This is a genomic window from Micromonospora mirobrigensis (genome assembly GCF_900091555.1).
GTDB classification, from domain to species: domain Bacteria; phylum Actinomycetota; class Actinomycetes; order Mycobacteriales; family Micromonosporaceae; genus Micromonospora; species Micromonospora mirobrigensis.
This window is the reverse complement of sequence record NZ_FMCX01000005.1, coordinates 182755-199179: the sequence shown is the minus strand read 5'-3', so window position 1 is coordinate 199179 and position 16425 is coordinate 182755. Positions and strand designations below refer to the sequence as shown.

Annotated in this window: 12 protein-coding genes; 9 read left to right on the top strand and 3 right to left on the bottom strand. The window is 73.5% G+C overall.

Translation table 11 applies throughout. The features are described 5' to 3' along the window. Positions 1-52: 52 nt before the first annotated feature. Complete coding sequence (locus tag GA0070564_RS18140; RefSeq protein ID WP_091610309.1) at positions 53-967, top strand: NAD(+)/NADH kinase; 915 nt, start codon at positions 53-55, stop codon at positions 965-967. Positions 968-977: 10 nt separating this feature from the next. On the opposite strand, the gene pgm is transcribed toward GA0070564_RS18140, so the two are convergent. Then, on the bottom strand, positions 978-2621 hold the full coding sequence (gene pgm / locus GA0070564_RS18135) for a phosphoglucomutase (alpha-D-glucose-1,6-bisphosphate-dependent) (RefSeq protein WP_091609861.1): 1644 nt from the start codon (positions 2619-2621) through the stop codon (positions 978-980). Between the two features lie 70 nt (positions 2622-2691). Beyond that, positions 2692-3924: a glucose-1-phosphate adenylyltransferase gene (glgC, locus tag GA0070564_RS18130; protein ID WP_091609860.1), complete on the bottom strand. Its 1233-nt coding sequence runs from the start codon at positions 3922-3924 to the stop codon at positions 2692-2694. Positions 3925-4018: 94 nt separating this feature from the next. Between glgC and glgA the strand changes: the two genes are divergently transcribed. The 5 genes from glgA (at position 4019) to GA0070564_RS29405 (ending at position 11870) form a co-directional block, all read left to right on the top strand. Further along, complete coding sequence (gene glgA / locus GA0070564_RS18125) at positions 4019-5227, top strand: glycogen synthase (protein WP_091609859.1); 1209 nt, start codon at positions 4019-4021, stop codon at positions 5225-5227. 43 nt (positions 5228-5270) lie between these two features. Further along, a complete protein-coding gene (locus GA0070564_RS18120) occupies positions 5271-5825 on the top strand; it encodes a Uma2 family endonuclease (protein ID WP_245670097.1) in 555 nt (184 codons plus the stop codon). Between the two features lie 58 nt (positions 5826-5883). Continuing rightward, positions 5884-8136: an alpha-1,4-glucan--maltose-1-phosphate maltosyltransferase gene (locus tag GA0070564_RS18115; protein WP_281182168.1), complete on the top strand. Its 2253-nt coding sequence runs from the start codon at positions 5884-5886 to the stop codon at positions 8134-8136. Then, complete coding sequence (gene glgB, locus GA0070564_RS18110) at positions 8124-10229, top strand: 1,4-alpha-glucan branching protein GlgB (protein ID WP_091609857.1); 2106 nt, start codon at positions 8124-8126, stop codon at positions 10227-10229. Before GA0070564_RS18115 ends, glgB begins: the two co-directional genes overlap by 13 nt. 393 nt (positions 10230-10622) lie before the next feature. Continuing rightward, positions 10623-11870: a hypothetical protein gene (locus tag GA0070564_RS29405; protein ID WP_176730727.1), complete on the top strand. Its 1248-nt coding sequence runs from the start codon at positions 10623-10625 to the stop codon at positions 11868-11870. A 73-nt stretch (positions 11871-11943) separates the two neighbouring features. Here the strand turns inward: GA0070564_RS29405 and GA0070564_RS18100 are convergent, their stop codons facing one another. Next, positions 11944-12927: an App1 family protein phosphatidate phosphatase gene (locus GA0070564_RS18100; RefSeq protein ID WP_245670111.1), complete on the bottom strand. Its 984-nt coding sequence runs from the start codon at positions 12925-12927 to the stop codon at positions 11944-11946. A gap of 174 nt (positions 12928-13101) precedes the next feature. Between GA0070564_RS18100 and GA0070564_RS18095 the strand changes: the two genes are divergently transcribed. The 3 genes from GA0070564_RS18095 to GA0070564_RS18085 all read left to right on the top strand — a co-directional run bounded on the left by GA0070564_RS18095 (position 13102) and on the right by GA0070564_RS18085 (position 16390). Further along, a complete protein-coding gene (locus tag GA0070564_RS18095; protein WP_176730726.1) occupies positions 13102-14772 on the top strand; it encodes an ArnT family glycosyltransferase in 1671 nt (556 codons plus the stop codon). 23 nt (positions 14773-14795) lie between these two features. Then, on the top strand, positions 14796-15593 hold the full coding sequence (gene yaaA / locus GA0070564_RS18090; protein WP_091609855.1) for a peroxide stress protein YaaA: 798 nt from the start codon (positions 14796-14798) through the stop codon (positions 15591-15593). A gap of 95 nt (positions 15594-15688) precedes the next feature. Then, complete coding sequence (locus tag GA0070564_RS18085) at positions 15689-16390, top strand: hypothetical protein (protein ID WP_091609854.1); 702 nt, start codon at positions 15689-15691, stop codon at positions 16388-16390. The last annotated feature ends 35 nt before the right edge of the window (positions 16391-16425 follow it).

Genomic DNA, 16425 nt, shown 5'->3' with positions numbered 1-16425 from the left:
GGTACGCCGAGCGCCCCCGACCCGGATGTGGTGAGCTGTACGGGTGGGCGGGCTGGGTCTGGTGCTGCACCCCACCCGGGACGTCTCCGAGGTGGTCGGGATCATCGAGCGGTGGGCCACGCGCAACCGCAAGTCGCTGCTGGTCGGCGCGGCCGACCGGCACCGGGTGCCGGCAGGCGTCGAAGCGGTGCCCGGTGACGAGCTGGCGGCCCGCGCCGACGCCCTGATCAGCATCGGCGGTGACGGCACCATGCTCGGCGCGTTGCGCTCCGCCGTCCGCGACCCGAAGCCGGTCCTCGGCGTGCACCTGGGGCGGCTCGGCTTCCTGGTGGAGATCGCCCCGCCGGAGCTGCCGGAGGCGCTGGGCCGGCTGCTGGACAAGGACTTCACCATCGAGTCGCACGCCTGCCTCGCCTGCGACCTGTGCGGCGACGACGTGGTGGCCTTCAACGACATCGCGCTGGTCCGGCAGCCCGGTTCGGGCTTCGTCACCGCCACCCTCGCCGTGGACGGCCAGCGGTACGGCTACTACCGCTGCGACGCGCTGGTGGTCGCCACCCCGACCGGCTCGACGGCGTACAGCTACGCGGCGGGCGGCCCGCTGGTCTCCCCGGCCGCGGACGCGGTGGTGGTGACCCCGTCGGCGCCGATGGCCGGCATCTCCCGGTCGCTGGTGCTCTCCCCCACCGAGAGCATCCGGCTGGAGCTGGAGCCGAACTCGGCGGCGGTCGCCGTGGAGATGGACGGCCAGGTGATCAACGACGCGGCCACCGAGGGCACGGTGGCCATCAGCTACCGCCGCGACGCGGGACTGGTGGTCCGCTTCGACCCGCTGCGTTACCAGGAACGCAACCAGCTCAAGCTCAGCCTGCTCGACCTGCCCTTCCTCCCAGACCAGCTCCGCGAGCTGCTTCCGGAGGAGCTGCGGCGGCAGCACGACCAGCGTGAGCTGCCGCCGCCCTGCTGACTCCGGCCGGTCAGGCCTTCGCCAGCACCCCGTCGACCAGGTCCTTCGCCTCGGCCTGGATCCGGGCCAGGTGCTCCGGCCCCTGGAACGACTCGGCGTAGATCTTGTAGACGTCCTCGGTGCCGGACGGTCGGGCGGCGAACCAGCCCGACTCGGTGGTCACCTTCAGGCCGCCGATCTTCGCGCCGTTGCCGGGCGCCTCGGTGAGCGTCGCGGTGATCAGCTCGCCGGCCAGCTCGGTGGCGCCGACCTGCTCCGGGGAGAGCCTGCCGAGCACGGCCTTCTGCTCCCGGGTGGCCGGCGCGTCGATCCGCGCGTACGCGGGCGCGCCGAACCGCTCGGCCAGCTCGGCGTAGTGCTGGCTGGGCGTGCGGCCGGTGACGGCGATGATCTCGGCGGCGAGCAGGCAGAGCAGGATGCCGTCCTTGTCGGTGGTCCAGGTGCTGCCGTCGCGGCGCAGGAACGACGCGCCGGCGCTCTCCTCGCCGCCGAAGCCGACGGTGCCGTCCAGCAGCCCCGGCACGAACCACTTGAAGCCGACCGGCACCTCCAGCAGCGGCCGGCCCAGGTCGGCGGCGACCCGGTCGATCATCGAGGAGGAGACCAGGGTCTTGCCGATCGCCGCGGCCGGACCCCACTGGTCACGGGTGCGGAACAGGTGCCCGATGGCCACCGCTAGGTAGTGGTTGGGGTTCATCAGGCCACCGTCGGGGGTGACGATGCCGTGCCGGTCGGCGTCGGCGTCGTTGCCGGTGGAGACCTGGTAGTCGGCGCGGGCGGCGATCAGCGAGGCCATCGCGTTCGGCGAGGAGCAGTCCATCCGGATCTTGCCGTCGCCGTCCAGGGTCATGAACCGCCAGGTCGGGTCGACCGTCGGGTTGAGCACCGTGAGGTCCAGCCGGTGCCGCTCGGCGATCTCCCCCCAGTACGCCACGCTCGCCCCGCCCAGCGGATCGGCGCCGATCCGCACCCCGGCGTCGCGGATCGCGTCGATGTCCAGCACGGCGGGCAGGTCGTCGACGTAGTTGGCGAGGAAGTCGTACGTCCCGGTGGTGTCGGCGGCGAGGGCCCGCGCGTACGGGATCCGCTTCACCTCCTTGAGCCCGGCGGCCAGGATGGCGTTCGCGCGGTCCTGGATCCACTTCGTGACGTCGGTGTCCGCCGGCCCGCCATTGGTGGGGTTGTACTTGAAGCCACCGTCGTCCGGCGGGTTGTGCGACGGGGTGATCACGATGCCGTCGGCGAGCCCACCGGTCCGGCCCCGGTTGTGGGTGAGGATCGCGTGCGACGCGGCCGGGGTGGGGGTGTAGCCGTCCCGGCTGTCCCGCAGCACGGTCACCTCGTTGGCGGCGAGCACCTCCAGCGCGCTGGCCTCCGCCGGGGCGGAGAGCGCGTGGCTGTCCCGGGCCAGGAAGAGCGGACCGGACAGGCCCTGCTCCCGCCGGTAGTCGCAGAGCGCCTGGGTGACGGCGAGGATGTGGTCCTCGTTGAAGGCGTTGCGCAGCGACGACCCCCGGTGCCCGGAGGTGCCGAAGGAGACCTGCTGCGCCGGGTCCGCCGGGTCCGGGTGTTCGGCGTAGTAGGCGGTGAGCAGCCGGGGCACGTCGACCAGGTCGGCGGGCTGGGCCGGCTGTCCGGCACGGGGGTGGGCCACTGCGGCAACCTCCAGGAAGCGGGGTACGGACGGTGGTTGGTTCCCGGCGGGAGCGGGCGTCACACCTGCCTCACGGCTCGACGCGCTGCCCCTTGCCGATCACCACGATGCCATTGTCGGACACGGTGTAGCGCTGCCGGTCCTTCTCCAGGTCCACGCCGATCTCGGCGCCCTCCGGGACGTAGACGTTCTTGTCCAGGATGGCCCGGCGGACCACCGCGTGCCGGCCGATCTCGACGCCCTCCATCAGCACCGCGCCGTCCACGTGCGCCCAGGAGTGCACCTTCACCTTCGGCGAGACCACCGAGTTCTCCACCAGCGAGCCGGAGATCACCGCGCCGGGCGAGATCATCGAGCCGACCGCCCGGCCGACCCGCTCGCCCCACTGGTGGACGAACTTCGCCGGCGGGTACGGCGGCTGGTCGGTGTAGATCGGCCAGTCGAAGTTGTAGAGGTTGAACACCGGGTGGACGTTGATCAGGTCCATGTGGGCGTCGTAGAACGAGTCCAGGGTCCCGACGTCCCGCCAGTAGCCGCGGTCCCGGTCGGTGCTGCCGGGGACCTCGTTGTCCTTGAAGTCGTAGACGTTCGCCTCGCCCCGCTCAACCAGCATCGGGATGATGCTGCCGCCCATGTCGTGCTTGCTGGTCTTGTCCTCGGCGTCGCGCTCGACGATCTCGCAGAGCGCCCGGGTGCTGAAGACGTAGTTGCCCATCGAGGCGTAGACCTGGTCGGGGGCGTCGGGCAGGCCGACCGCGTCGGTGGGCTTCTCACGGAAGGCCCGGATCCGCTTGCCGTCCTCGCCGACCTCGATCACGCCGAACTGGTCGGCCATCGACAGCGGCTGGCGGATGCCGGCCACGGTCACCGCGGCGCCGGAGGCGATGTGGTCGTCCACCATCTGCCGCGGGTCCATCCGGTAGATGTGGTCGGCGCCGAAGACGATCACGTAGTCCGGCTGCTCGTCGTTGATCAGGTTGAAGCTCTGGTAGATCGCGTCCGCGGAGCCGGCGAACCACCACGGGCCGCGCCGCTGCTGGGCCGGGACCGGGGTGACGTAGTTGCCGAGCAGGGTCGACATCCGCCACGTCTTGGTGATGTGGCGGTCCAGCGAGTGGGACTTGTACTGGGTCAGCACGACGATCTTGAGAAAGCCGGCGTTCGCCAGGTTGGACAGGACGAAATCGACCATGCGGTACATCCCGCCGAACGGGACGGCCGGCTTGGCCCGGTCCGTGGTGAGCGGCATGAGGCGCTTGCCCTCTCCGCCGGCCAGAACGATAGCGAGCACCTTTGCAGCCATGTCCCGACGCTAGCCATGTCGTCGCAACTTCACCACTCGTACGGCACAGTCGCGCGCCCGGTGCGGGGCGGGTTTCTGCACTAGGGTGCCGGGCATGACCGATCTCACCCCGCTCCGCGTCGACCTGCTGACCCGGGAGTACCCGCCGGAGGTGTACGGCGGCGCCGGGGTGCACGTCGAGTACCTGGCCCGCGAGCTGCGCCGGCTCGCCGACGTCCGGGTGCACTGCTTCGGCGCGCCGCGCTCGGAGCCGGGGGTCACCGCGTACGCCGAGCCGGCCGCGCTGGCCGGTGCGAACGCCGCGCTGCGCACCATGGGCGTGGACCTGGAGATGGCCGCCGGCTGCGCCGGCACCGACGTGGTGCACAGCCACACCTGGTACGCCAACCTGGCCGGGCACACCGCGAAGCTGCTGCACGGGGTGCCGCACGTGGTCACCGCGCACAGCCTGGAGCCGCTGCGACCGTGGAAGGCCGAACAGCTCGGCGGCGGGTACGCGCTCTCGTCCTGGTGCGAGAAGACGGCGTACGAGGCGGCCGACGCGATCGTCGCGGTCAGCGCCGGGATGCGGCGCGACGTGCTGACCGCGTACCCGAGCGTGGACCCGGACCGGGTACGCGTGGTGCACAACGGCATCGACACCGCGCAGTACTCCCCCGACCACGGCACCGACGTGGTGGACCGGCTCGGCATCGACCCGGCCCGCCCCAGCGTCGTATACGTGGGGCGGATCACCCGGCAGAAGGGCCTGCCCTACCTGCTGCGCGCCGCCCGTGAGTTGCCGGCCGACACCCAGCTGGTGCTGCTCGCCGGCGCCCCGGACACCCCGGACATCGCCGCCGAGGTGGAGGGTCTGGTGGCCGAGCTGCGGGCCAACCGCTCCGGGGTGGTCTGGGTGGCCGAGATGCTGCCCAAGCACGAGGTGATCCAGGTGCTCACCCACGCCACGATCTTCGTCTGCCCCTCGGTCTACGAGCCGATGGGCATCGTCAACCTGGAGGCGATGGCCTGCGAGACGGCCGTGGTGGCCACCGCCACCGGCGGTATCCCCGAGGTGGTCGCCGACGGCGAGACCGGGCTGCTGGTGCCGATCGAGCAGGCCGGCGACGGCAGCGGCCGGCCGCTGGACCCGGAGCGGTTCGTGGCCGACCTGGCGGCCGGGATGAACGAGGTGCTCGGCGACCCGAAGCGGGCGCAGGAGTTCGGGCTGGCCGGCCGCCGCCGGGCGGTGGAGCACTTCTCCTGGGACGCCATCGCCGAACGCACGGTCGAGGTGTATCGGTCGGTGGGCGCGACCGGGTGAGTCCGTACCGTTGTGGACCGGCCCCGGCCGATAGGATGGCGGCATGAGTTCGGAGGCGGTTGGGCGGGCGATGCCCCCGATCGTGACGCTCGACGACCTCACCGCGATGATGGCCGCGGACGAGCACCACCGGTACGAGATCAGTCCCGAGGGAGTCCTCTCCATCATGCCGCCGCCGGGATACGCCCACGCCATCATCGCGATCCGGCTCATGGTGTGGCTCGCCCAGGGCGGCGTGTCGACCGAGCTCGTCGCCCAGGCGGTCGGGCTGCGCATCCCCGGTCGTCATGGCGGCGTCGGCGGCCGGATCCCCGACCTGGTGGTCTGGTGCAAGGCTCAGGCCGACGGAGTATGGCTGCCGACCGACGACGTTCTCCTGGTGATCGAGATCATTTCGCCCGGCTCCGAAGGCATCGACACGGTCACCAAGCGCAGCGAGTACGCGGCTTCCGGCATCCCGCAGTACTGGGTCGTGGAGCAGGACGCGGCGCAGACCGTCACGATGCACAGCCTGGACGGCGACCGTTACGGCGTACGGGCGACCATGCCGCTCGCCTGGGTCCTCAACACCAGCCCGGCCGAGCACGACCTCGGCTGACGGTGCCTTCGGGCCGCTTGCCCGCGCGCGAACGGATCTCGCACAGTAGGTTGGCGGGGTGAGCGGACGGTTCCCCATCGAAGACGTCTCCCCCTCCGTCGCCTGCGGCCGGTACCCGGCCAAGGCGGTGGTCGGCGAGGTGGTCCCCGTGTCCGCGCGCGCCTACCGGGAGGGCCACGACGCGCTCGGCTGCAACGTGGTGTGGCGCGGCCCGGACGGCGCGGAGCGCCCCTTCACCCGGATGCGGGCCGGTGAGCCGGGCCAGGACACCTGGCACGCCACCATCCGACCCGACGCGGTCGGCGACTGGGTGTTCACCGTCGAGGCGTTCGGAGATCCCTATCTCACCTGGCAGAACGCGGTGACCAAGAAGATCGCCGCCGGGCAGGGGCCGGCCGAGCTGGCCAACGACCTGGCCGAGGGCGTACGCGTGCTCACCGCCGCGGTCGAGCTGGTCCCGGCAGGCGACACCGACCGGGTCCGGGCCGCGGCCGCCGCGTTGGCCGACGCGACGCTGGACCTGCACCGCCGGGTCGCCCCGGCGCTGGAGCTGGCCGACCTGCTCTGGGACCACCCGGTGCGGGAGCTGGTCACCACCGACGCGGAGCACCGGCTCTGGGTGGACCGCCCCCGGGCGCTCTTCTCCGCCTGGTACGAGTTCTTCCCCCGCTCCGAGGGCGCCGTCGCGGCCACCGTCGACTCCCCCGCCCGCTCCGGCACCTTCGCCACGGCCGCGTCTCGGCTGCCGGGGGTCGCCGCGATGGGCTTCGACGTGCTCTACCTGCCGCCGATCCACCCGATCGGCCGGGTCAACCGCAAGGGCCGCAACAACGCGCTCACCGCCGGGCCGGACGACGTCGGCTCGCCGTGGGCGATCGGCGCCGCCGAGGGCGGCCACGACGCCATCCACCCCGACCTGGGTACGCCGGCGGACTTCCGCGACTTCGTCGCCGCCGCCGCCGAGCAGGGCCTGGAGGTGGCGCTGGACCTGGCGTTGCAGTGCGCGCCGGACCACCCGTGGGTGACCGAGCACCCGGAGTGGTTCACCACCCGGGCCGACGGCAGCATCGCGTACGCGGAGAACCCACCGAAGAAGTACCAGGACATCTATCCGCTGAACTTCGACAACGACCCCGACGGCATCCGCGCCGAGGTGCTGCGGGTGGTGCTGCACTGGGTGGGCGAGGGCATCCGGATCTTCCGGGTGGACAACCCGCACACCAAGCCGTTCGACTTCTGGCACTGGCTGATCGCCGAGGTGAAGAGGGTCGACCCGGACGTGCTCTTCCTGGCCGAGGCGTTCACCCGGCCGGCGATCATGCACGGGCTGGGCAAGGTCGGCTTCACCCAGTCGTACACGTACTTCACCTGGCGCACGTCGGCGGCGGAGATGCGGGCGTACTGCGAGGAGCTGGTCGCCGCGGCCGACTACATGCGGCCGAACTTCTGGCCCAACACCCCGGACATCCTGCACGAGTCGTTGCAGCACGGCGGCCCGCCGATGTTCAAGATCCGGGCGGTGCTGGCCGCGCTGCTCTCCCCCTCCTGGGGCATGTACGCCGGCTTCGAGCTCTTCGAGCACCTGGCCCGCCCCGGCGCCGAGGAATACCTGGACAACGAGAAGTACGAGCTGCGCCCCCGGGACTGGGCCGCGGCCGAGAAGCACGGCCGGTCGCTGGCGCCGTTCATCACCACCCTCAACCGGGTACGCCGGGACAACCCGGCCCTGCACCGGCTGCGCAACCTGCGCTTCCACGACATCGACAACCCGGCGCTGCTCTGCTGGTCCAAGCACGACCCGGAGACCGGCAACACGGTCATCGTGATCTGCTCCTTCGACCCGCAGACGGTGCAGTGGGGCAACACGACGCTGGACATGCCGGCCTTGGGCTTCGACTGGCACGAGCGGTTCACCGTGCACGACGAGCTGACCGGCGCCAGCTACGACTGGGGGCAGCGCAACGCGGTGCGGCTGGACCCGTACCTGCAACCGGCGCACGTGCTCACGGTCCGCCGCCCGGCCGCGCCGCCGGAGCCGGAACCGGCGGTCACCGCCCCGGTCGAGCTGACCGTCGAGGACGTGCCGGACGACCTGTCCGGCGGCAACGCGCCCACCGGCCCGGTCGACGGCCCGCCGCCCCCGGCCGCCGCGACCGACGACGGCCACTCCCCCGGCCCGGCCAGCCGCGCCCCCGACGGCCCCGCGGCCGCCGCCGTTCCTCGTCCCCGCCGCGGCAAGGGCGCCAAGGGCCGCAAGCGCGGCGCCGCTCCGACCACGAACGCCCCGAAGGACACCCGATGGACCAGCTGATCGCCGGCGAGTCGCACGACCCGCACGCCCTGCTCGGCGCGCACCCCGCCGACGGGCGGACGACCATCCGCACCCTGCGTCGGGGCGTCGGCGACGTCACGCTGCTCCTCGACGGGGAGCGGCACCCGATGAAGCGGGTGCACGACGCCGGAGTCTTCGAGGTCACCGTGCCGGGCGAGGTGCTCGACTACCGGGTCGAGGTGGACGGCGCGGTCCGGGACGACCCCTACCGTTACCCGCCGACCCTGGGCGAGCTGGACCTGCACCTGATCGGCGAGGGGCGGCACGAGCGGCTCTGGGAGGCGCTCGGCGCGCGGGTCTTCGACGAGGGCGTGGCCTTCGCCGTCTGGGCGCCGAACGCCCGGGCGGTCCGGGTGGTCGGCGACTTCACCGGCTGGGGTCCGGACGACGGCTGGCCGATGCGCTCGCTCGGCGAGAGCGGCGTCTGGGAGATCTTCGTGCCCGGCGCGCACGTCGGCGCCCGCTACAAGTACCGCATCCTCGGCGCCGACGGGCAGTGGCGGGACAAGGCCGACCCGCTCGCCGGGTACGCCGAGACCGCGCCGGCCACCGCCTCGGTCGTGCACCACTCGACGTACGAGTGGTCCGACGGCGACTGGCTGGCCCGGCGCGCGAGGCGGCAGCCGCACCAGGAGCCGATGAGCGTGTACGAGGTGCACCTGGGTTCCTGGCGTCCCGGACTGAGCTACCGGGAGCTGGCCGACCAGCTGACGGAGTACGTCACCGAGCTGGGCTTCACCCACGTGGAGTTCCTGCCCGTGATGGAGCACCCGTTCGGCGGCTCGTGGGGCTACCAGGTCACCGGCTACTACGCCCCGACGTCCCGCTTCGGCGACCCGGACGACTTCCGGCACCTGGTCGACCGGCTGCACGCCGCCGGGATCGGGGTCATCCTGGACTGGGTGCCCGCGCACTTCCCCAAGGACGAGTGGGCCCTCGCGCGCTTCGACGGCACGCCGCTCTACGAGCACCCGGACCCGCGTCGCGGCGAGCACCCCGACTGGGGCACGTACGTCTTCGACTTCGGCCGCCGCGAGGTCCGCAACTTCCTGGTCGCCAACGCGCTCTACTGGCTCGACGAGTTCCACGTCGACGGGTTGCGGGTCGACGCGGTCGCCTCGATGCTCTACCTCGACTACTCCCGCCAGGAGGGGCAGTGGCTGCCCAACCGGTACGGCGGCCGGGAGAACCTGGAGGCGATCGCCTTCCTGCAGGAGACCAACGCCACCGTCTACAAGAATTACCCGGGCGTGCTGATGATCGCCGAGGAGTCGACCGCCTGGCCGGGGGTCACCCGGCCCACCGCCGACGGCGGGCTCGGCTTCGGGTTCAAGTGGAACATGGGCTGGATGCACGACACCCTGCTCTACACCTCGAAGGACCCGATCTACCGCCAGCACCACCACCACCAGCTCACCTTCTCCCTGGCGTACGCCTGGAGCGAGAACTACGTGCTGCCGATCAGCCACGACGAGGTGGTGCACGGCAAGGGTTCCCTGACCGGCAAGATGCCCGGCGACACCTGGCAGCGGCTGGCCAACGTACGCGCCCTGCTGGCGTACATGTGGGCGCACCCCGGTAAGCAGTTGCTCTTCATGGGCTGCGAGCTGGCCGACGACCGGGAGTGGAGCGAACAGCGCGGCCTCGACTGGTACCTCCTGCACGATCCGGCGCGGGCCGGCGTGCAGCGCCTGGTCGCGGACATGAACCGCGCGTACCGGGAGGTGCCGGCGCTCTGGGCGCAGGACACCGAGCCGGCCGGCTTCCGGTGGATCGCCGGGGACGACGTCGCCAACAACAGCGTCTCGTTCATCCGGATCGCGCCGGACGGCGGCACCCTGGTCTGCGTGGCCAACTTCTCCGCCGCCCCGCTGGAGGACTACCGGGTCGGCCTGCCGGCCGGCGGCACCTGGGCCGAGATCCTCAACACCGACGCCCACCACTACGGCGGCTCGGGCGTCGGCAACCTCGGCGCGGTGCACGCCGAGGACGTCCCCTGGCACGGCATGCCGGCCTCGGCGCCGCTGCGGGTGCCCCCGCTGGGCGTGCTCTGGCTCCGCCCCACCACCTGACTCCCAACCCGCCCCGACGTTCCAGGGCCGCCGCGCGCCGGACCACCGACGTGCGGCAGGTCGGTGCCTGCTGTCCCACGGTGCGCCCCACTTACGGCACGTCGCGGCCTCGGATGCCACAGAGCGCCCCGCCCCTCGCGGCCTCAGCCGCCACAGGGGGCCCCGCCTGCGGCAAGTCGGGCTCTTCCCGACCCACGGATGCGTGGCCGGCGTCCTGGGGGCAGCTCCCGAGTGAGCGTGATGCCTCTCAGGAATATTTATGACTGAGAGGTATCACGCTCTCACAACTTGTCGACCGTCCAGCCGTTGCGCTGCGTCACCGTGAACCCTGAACCTGGTCCTTCCGTACCGCTGACCGGATGCCGGAGACCGTGACGAGGCGGAGGAGCTTCGATGGCGTGGCGCAGGGGCACGATCAGCAGGACCAGCAGGGGTACGAGTGGCAGGCGGGTGCCGGCGGGCCGGCCTGCCAACCGGAAGATCGCCGGAGGGGTCGCGCTGGCGGTTACCGCCGGCGCGGCCTTCGCGGTGGCCACCGGCACGGGGCAGGCGGCGGAGAACTGCCAGGGCTTGGACGGCGCCCTGCGCAACAACCTGACCTTCATCGCCGACCAGCGCCGGAACCCGGACGCCAACTCGGCCGCGCGGATCGCCAACCGGCAGGCGGTGATCGACCTCATCGAGCAGCGCCGGACCGCGGCCGGCTGCTCGGGTCAGGTGGAGGTGGCCGCGGTGGCCTGCCCGATGGTGCCCTGGGAGGAGGCGGTCGCCACCGAGCTGGACCGGGCCTGGTCGGTCACCGAGGCGATGGGCGGGGAACGTTCCGGGCAGTTGCCCGATCCGGCCGCGACCGAGGTACGCGTGCAGCGGCTCGACGGGATCGTCGGCGGCATCCGCGGCATCGTCCAGGGCGCGATCCAGGCCCGGCAGGGCGCCGGGAACGGCCTGGCGGCCGGTGCGGGCGGCGACGCGGCGGGCGGCGACGCGGCGGGCGGCGGCGCTGCGAACGGCGGCGGGGCGGGCATCGGCGCGGCCAGCGGCGCGTCGAACGGCGGTGGCACGGCCGGTGGCGCGGCGGGCGGTGGCGGCGGAGCCGGTCGGGCGGCGGGCATCATCAACGCCGTCGGCGGGCTGATCGGACAGATCGCCGGCATCGTGCAGGCGGCCCGGGCTGCCCGCGACGCCGCAGCAGCCCAACAGGCCGGCGACCAGCAAGCGGTCGGCCAGCAGGCCGGTGGCCAGCAGGCCGGTGGCCAGCAGGCCAACGGTGGCAACGGGGACCAGCAGGCCGCAGCCGGCGGCGACGGCCTCGGCGGTCAGCAGGCCGTCGGTGGGCAGCAGGAACGCGCGGGTGCCCGGGTGGCGGCCAGGATCGAGCAGATCCGGGCCCGCATCCAGCAACTGTGGGCAGTCGTGCAGCAGATCCGGGCAGCCCGCCAGGCCGCCAGGGACCAGGCCGCCCAGGGCCAGGGCCAGGTGCAGGGACAGGACCGAGGTCAGGGACAGCGCGGGGCCGGGGCCGGCACGCTCGGAGCCGCGGCCCAGGAAGAGCCGGCCGGAGGCGTCACGGTCCACCGGGTGGCCGATCCCCGCGTGCCGGCCTGCGTACCGGACGGCGAGGTGGCGCACACCACCGACTGAGCGGGCAGCGGCGGGCGCGGGCCGGTCAGACGTACGTGCAGATCAGGCCAGGTCGAGCAAGCCAGCCTCACAGTCAGACCAGGCCCGCGTCCCGCAGCAGCTTCCACAACCCGGCGCCGTCGGGGGCGGAGAGCCACTTCTGCCCCACCGGGCCCGAGGACGACGACCCGGCCGGGGCGGGCAGGCTACCGGCGAGCACGGCCTGGGTGGGCGAGAGCCGGCGGATCGCCACCCCGGCGATGCTCTCCGGGTGGGCGGCCGCGAACTCGCGGTAGATCTCCTGGTCGTGCTGGCCGTCGTCGCCGATGAGCAGCCAGCGGACGTCCGGGAACTCCCTGGCCAGCCGGGCCAGGGTGGCCCGCTTGTGCTCGCGGCCGCTGCGGAACCACCGGTCGGCCGTCGGACCCCAGTCGGTGAGCAGCAGCGGCCCGGCCGGATAGAGGTGCCGGGACAGGAACCGGGTCAGGGTGGGCGCCACGTTCCACGCCCCGGTCGACAGGTAGAACACCGGCGCCCCGGGGTGGGCGGTGGCCAACCGCTCGTAGAGCACCGCCATGCCGGGCACCGCGTTTCTCGCGTGCTCGTCGAGCACGAAGGTGTTCCAGGCGGCCAGCATCGGCCGGGGCAGCGCGGTCACCATGACCGTGTCGTCGATGTCGGAGACGATGCCGAACCGGACACTCGGGTCGACGATGCGGACCAGCGCCTCCACCGGCTCGGCGTCGGCGACGGTGAGCCGTACCGACGACCAGCCCGGGGTCAGGTCGGCCTCGACCACGGTGTCGACGAAGCCGCTGCGGTCGGCGCACGCCTCGTGCACCACCCCGCCGGCCTCGATCGTCACCCGCACGTGCTTGGCCGGCAGGGTGGCGAAGCTGCGCCACCCCCGCACCTTCTCCGGCTTGCCCTTGGCGCGGACCTCCGGCCGGCCGAGCAGCACCCGGCACATCACCCGAGCCCAACCGGGCGCGCCGTAACCGGCGTACGCGACGATCTTCATCTGCCACCCGGTGCGCCGCAGCCGGCGCTCGACCAGTTGGTGGACGGCGTCCTCGATCCGCGCGGCCCGGTGCAGGGTCGGGATGGCGAGTTCCCCGGTGGGTGGCGATGCTGGCACGCTGCCACCCTGCCACAACCTGCCCGCACCGGCCAGGCGAGCCGGTTCCGACCGGCCTGCGCCGATCGACCCCGCGCCGCCCCCGCCGCGTGCGAGACTCCGGGACGAAACGGCATGCGCGCCGAGGGTGAGCGCGACGACAGGCGGGACGACGACGGGGGCGTGGACGTGTCGACCGCGCAGGGGCGCCGGAAACGGTGGCGACCGCGTCCGGACGCTCCGGCGCTGGTCGCGCTGCTGCTCGGGCTGGCCGGGCTCGGCTACCGGCTGGTCCTGACGCTGCTGACGTTGCCGACCTCCAACAGCGACGAGGCGACGTTCGGTCTGGCCGCGATGCACATCGCCGCCGGCCGGGAGCACCCCGTCTTCCTCTACGGGCAGCGCTACATGGGCATGGCGGAGGCGTACCTGGCCGCGCCGCTGATCGCGGTGGCCGGGCCGAGCTGGCCGGCGCTGCGGCTGCCGGTGCTGGTCCTGCACGCCGTCTTCGTGTGGCTGCTGTACCTGCTGACCCGGCGGATCTGCTCGCCCTGGTTCGCCGCCTTCATGGTCGGACTGCTGGCGCTCGGTTCGGAACGGGTGGTGCGCGACCAGCTGACCGCGGTCGGCGGCCGGCCCGAGGCGAAACCGGCGGTGGTGCTGATGCTGCTGATCGTGGTGGGGCTGGCGGAACGCCGGATCCACCACCGCCGGTTGGCCGTCGGGCTGTTCGGCCTGCTCGCCGGCCTGGCCGTCTGGTCCGACTGGCTGGTCCTGCCGTACCTGGCGGTGGCCGGCCTGCTGCTGCTGCGGGTGTCCGGCCGGGAGCTGGTGGGCTGGGCCGGCGTGCTGCTGGTCGGCGGATTCCTCCTCGGGGCCGCCCCGCTGATCCACGACAACCTGGTCGCGCCGCCCGGGCAGGGCTCGCTGTCGGTGCTGCGCGAGGTCAACGCCGGCACGGGCGCCCACCCGACCTGGCCGGCCCGGCTGGCCGGCGGGCTGCTGGAGAGCGTGCCGCTGGCCGCCGGGCTCTGCCCCGGTTACGGGTGCGCCCGCGCAACCATCTGGTACGGGCTGCTCTATCTGCCGCTGCTGGTCGGCGCCGTGGTGCTCGCAGTGGTCGCCTACCGCCGGGCCGCAGGTCGCCCGGCCGGGATCCGGGTCCGGCCGCTGACCCACCTCGCGCTGCTCGCCGGCGCCGGGTTGACCCTGCTCGCGTACGTCCGCAGCCCGCTCGCCGCGATCGAGCCCCTCGGCAACGCCCGCTACCTGTCGGTGTTGCAGATCTCCCTGCCGGCGGTGCTCTGGCCGCTCTGGCTGGCCGCCGCGCACGCCCGACGGGGTACCGCCGGGGTGGCCGGCCGGATCGGCGGCGCGCTGGCCGCCGGCGCGCTGGCCGTGCTGACCGTGGCCACCCTGGCTGCCACCGTCGGCTTCCTGGCCACCTCCGGCGGGCTGCGCGAGCAGGAGCGGCAGGCGCAGCGGCTCGCCGACGAGGTACGCCGGCTGGGTCTGCGCGAGGTGTACGGGGAGTACTGGACCTGCAACCGGCTGACCTTCAACACCGGCGAGGAGGTGGTCTGCGCGGTCGTCGACGGCCAGCTGACGCCGGGCTTCAACCGCTACCGGCCGTACTGGGCGCGGGTGGGCCGGGCGGCCCGCCCGGGTTACGTGCTGGCGGTCGACTCCCCGGCTGACCGCCGGCTGCGCGCCCTGCTCGGCGACCGGGCCGAGGACGCGAAGGTCGCCGAGCTGGGCGGTTATCGCGTGTACCACCCGGAGACGGCCGTGCGGCCCTGGCGGTGAGGCCGGCCCGTACGCTTTCCGACGTGCTCATCCTGCTGCCGCCCTCCGAGGGCAAGGCCGAGGCCGGGACCGGCCGCCGGCTGGACCTGTCCCGGCTCAGCCTGCCGGAGCTGACCCACGCCCGGGAGGAGGTGCTGGCCGCGCTGGTCACCACGAGCACCGACCCGGACGAGGCGGCGACCCTGGCGGCGTTGGGCCTGAGCGAGGGGCAGCGCGGCGAGCTGCGCCGCAACGCCCGGCTCCGCACGGCGGCCACCGCCCCGGCCGGCCGGATCTACACCGGGGTGCTCTACGAGGCGCTGGACCTGGCCACCCTCCCGCCGGCCGCCGAGCGGCTGGCCCGCCGGTCGGTGCTGATCAGTTCCGGACTCTGGGGCGCGGTACGCCTCACCGACCGGATCCCGCCGTACCGCTGCCCGATCGGGGCGCGCCTGCCCGGGGTGGGTGCGCTGTCGACGTACTGGCGGCGGACGCTGGCCCCGGCGCTGACCGAGGCGGCCGGCGACCGGCCGGTGCTGGACCTGCGCTCCGGCGCGTACGCGGCGACCTGGGCGCCCCGCGGGGAGCTGGCCGCCCGCACGGTGACGGTGCGGGTGCTGCACGAGCGGGAGGTGGACGGGGTGCCGGTGCGCAGTGTGGTCAGCCACTTCAACAAGGCCACCAAGGGCCGGCTGGTCCGGGAGCTGCTCACCGCCGGCGCCCGGCCCCGCACCGCGGCCGGCCTGGTGACGGCCCTGCGCGACCTGAAGTACCCGGTGCTGGAGCAGCCGACGCCGCCCGGCCGGCCCCGGCAGGTCGACGTCGTGGTCACGGAGCTGTAGGCGCAAGTTTTCCTCAAGGCTGGGCCTGACCGGTTTCCTCCGGGCCGGCGGCGGGTGACGGTAAGGGGACCCGACGTGCGACAAGGAGCACCGACATGGCCCCCGAAACCATGCTGCTCGACCGGCACCGGCCGCCGTCGACGCCGCCCCCGCTGGACTGGCTCACCCTCGCCGACGCCTTCGAGATCGCCTGCCTGGTCCGCTGCGCCCCGGCGCACCCGGTCGACGGCCGGCGGGGCGGCGCCGAGCCGTACCGGGGGGCGCCGGTCGAGTTCAACCGCCCCGAGGCCGCGCACCGGATGCGCCAGCTGCTCACCCGGCTGGACGTGCCGGTGGAACACCAGGTCACCACCGGCGGGCTGCGCCGCCGCTACGAACTGCACCGGCTGGAGGTGCCCCGGGAGCACCGCCCGGCGTACGCGCGGCTGGTCGAGGCCGGCTGGCGGCAGGGTCGCCGGGAGCTGCTCGGCGGGCCGGTCCCCGGGGCGTCGGCGGCGCGTCGGCTCTGGCGTACCCGGTTGGCCGCCGCGGCCTGGCGCTCCGCCCTGCTGGCCGGCGGCCGGCACGTACGCCGGCACATCCTCGGCGTCCGGCTGGCCGACCGGGAGCTGGCCGCGGTCCTGGTCCGCGGCGCCGCGCTGCTGGACGTCCCGGCGCTGCTGCGACCCGGGGCGGGCTGCTTCGTGGTCTGCGTCGCCGACGGCCCGGACCGGCGCCGGATCCTGGACAACGCCGCCCTCGCCCCGGCCCCCGCGCCGGTCTGTCCACCACCGGACCTGGACGCCGGGCAGGACTGACCGGACGCGGGTTGCGACGGCCGGCGTCACCGGCG

Excerpts from the sequence above, each read along its gene's own strand:
- glgC (WP_091609860.1), bottom strand. The coding sequence starts at position 3,924 with ATGGCTGCAAAGGTGCTCGCTATCGTTCTGGCCGGCGGAGAGGGCAAG.
- glgA (WP_091609859.1), top strand. The coding sequence starts at position 4,019 with ATGACCGATCTCACCCCGCTCCGCGTCGACCTGCTGACCCGGGAGTAC.
- GA0070564_RS18120 (WP_245670097.1), top strand. The coding sequence starts at position 5,271 with ATGAGTTCGGAGGCGGTTGGGCGGGCGATGCCCCCGATCGTGACGCTC.
- glgB (WP_091609857.1), top strand. The coding sequence starts at position 8,124 with ATGGACCAGCTGATCGCCGGCGAGTCGCACGACCCGCACGCCCTGCTC.
- GA0070564_RS29405 (WP_176730727.1), top strand. The coding sequence starts at position 10,623 with ATGGCGTGGCGCAGGGGCACGATCAGCAGGACCAGCAGGGGTACGAGT.
- GA0070564_RS18095 (WP_176730726.1), top strand. The coding sequence starts at position 13,102 with ATGCGCGCCGAGGGTGAGCGCGACGACAGGCGGGACGACGACGGGGGC.
- GA0070564_RS18085 (WP_091609854.1), top strand. The coding sequence starts at position 15,689 with ATGGCCCCCGAAACCATGCTGCTCGACCGGCACCGGCCGCCGTCGACG.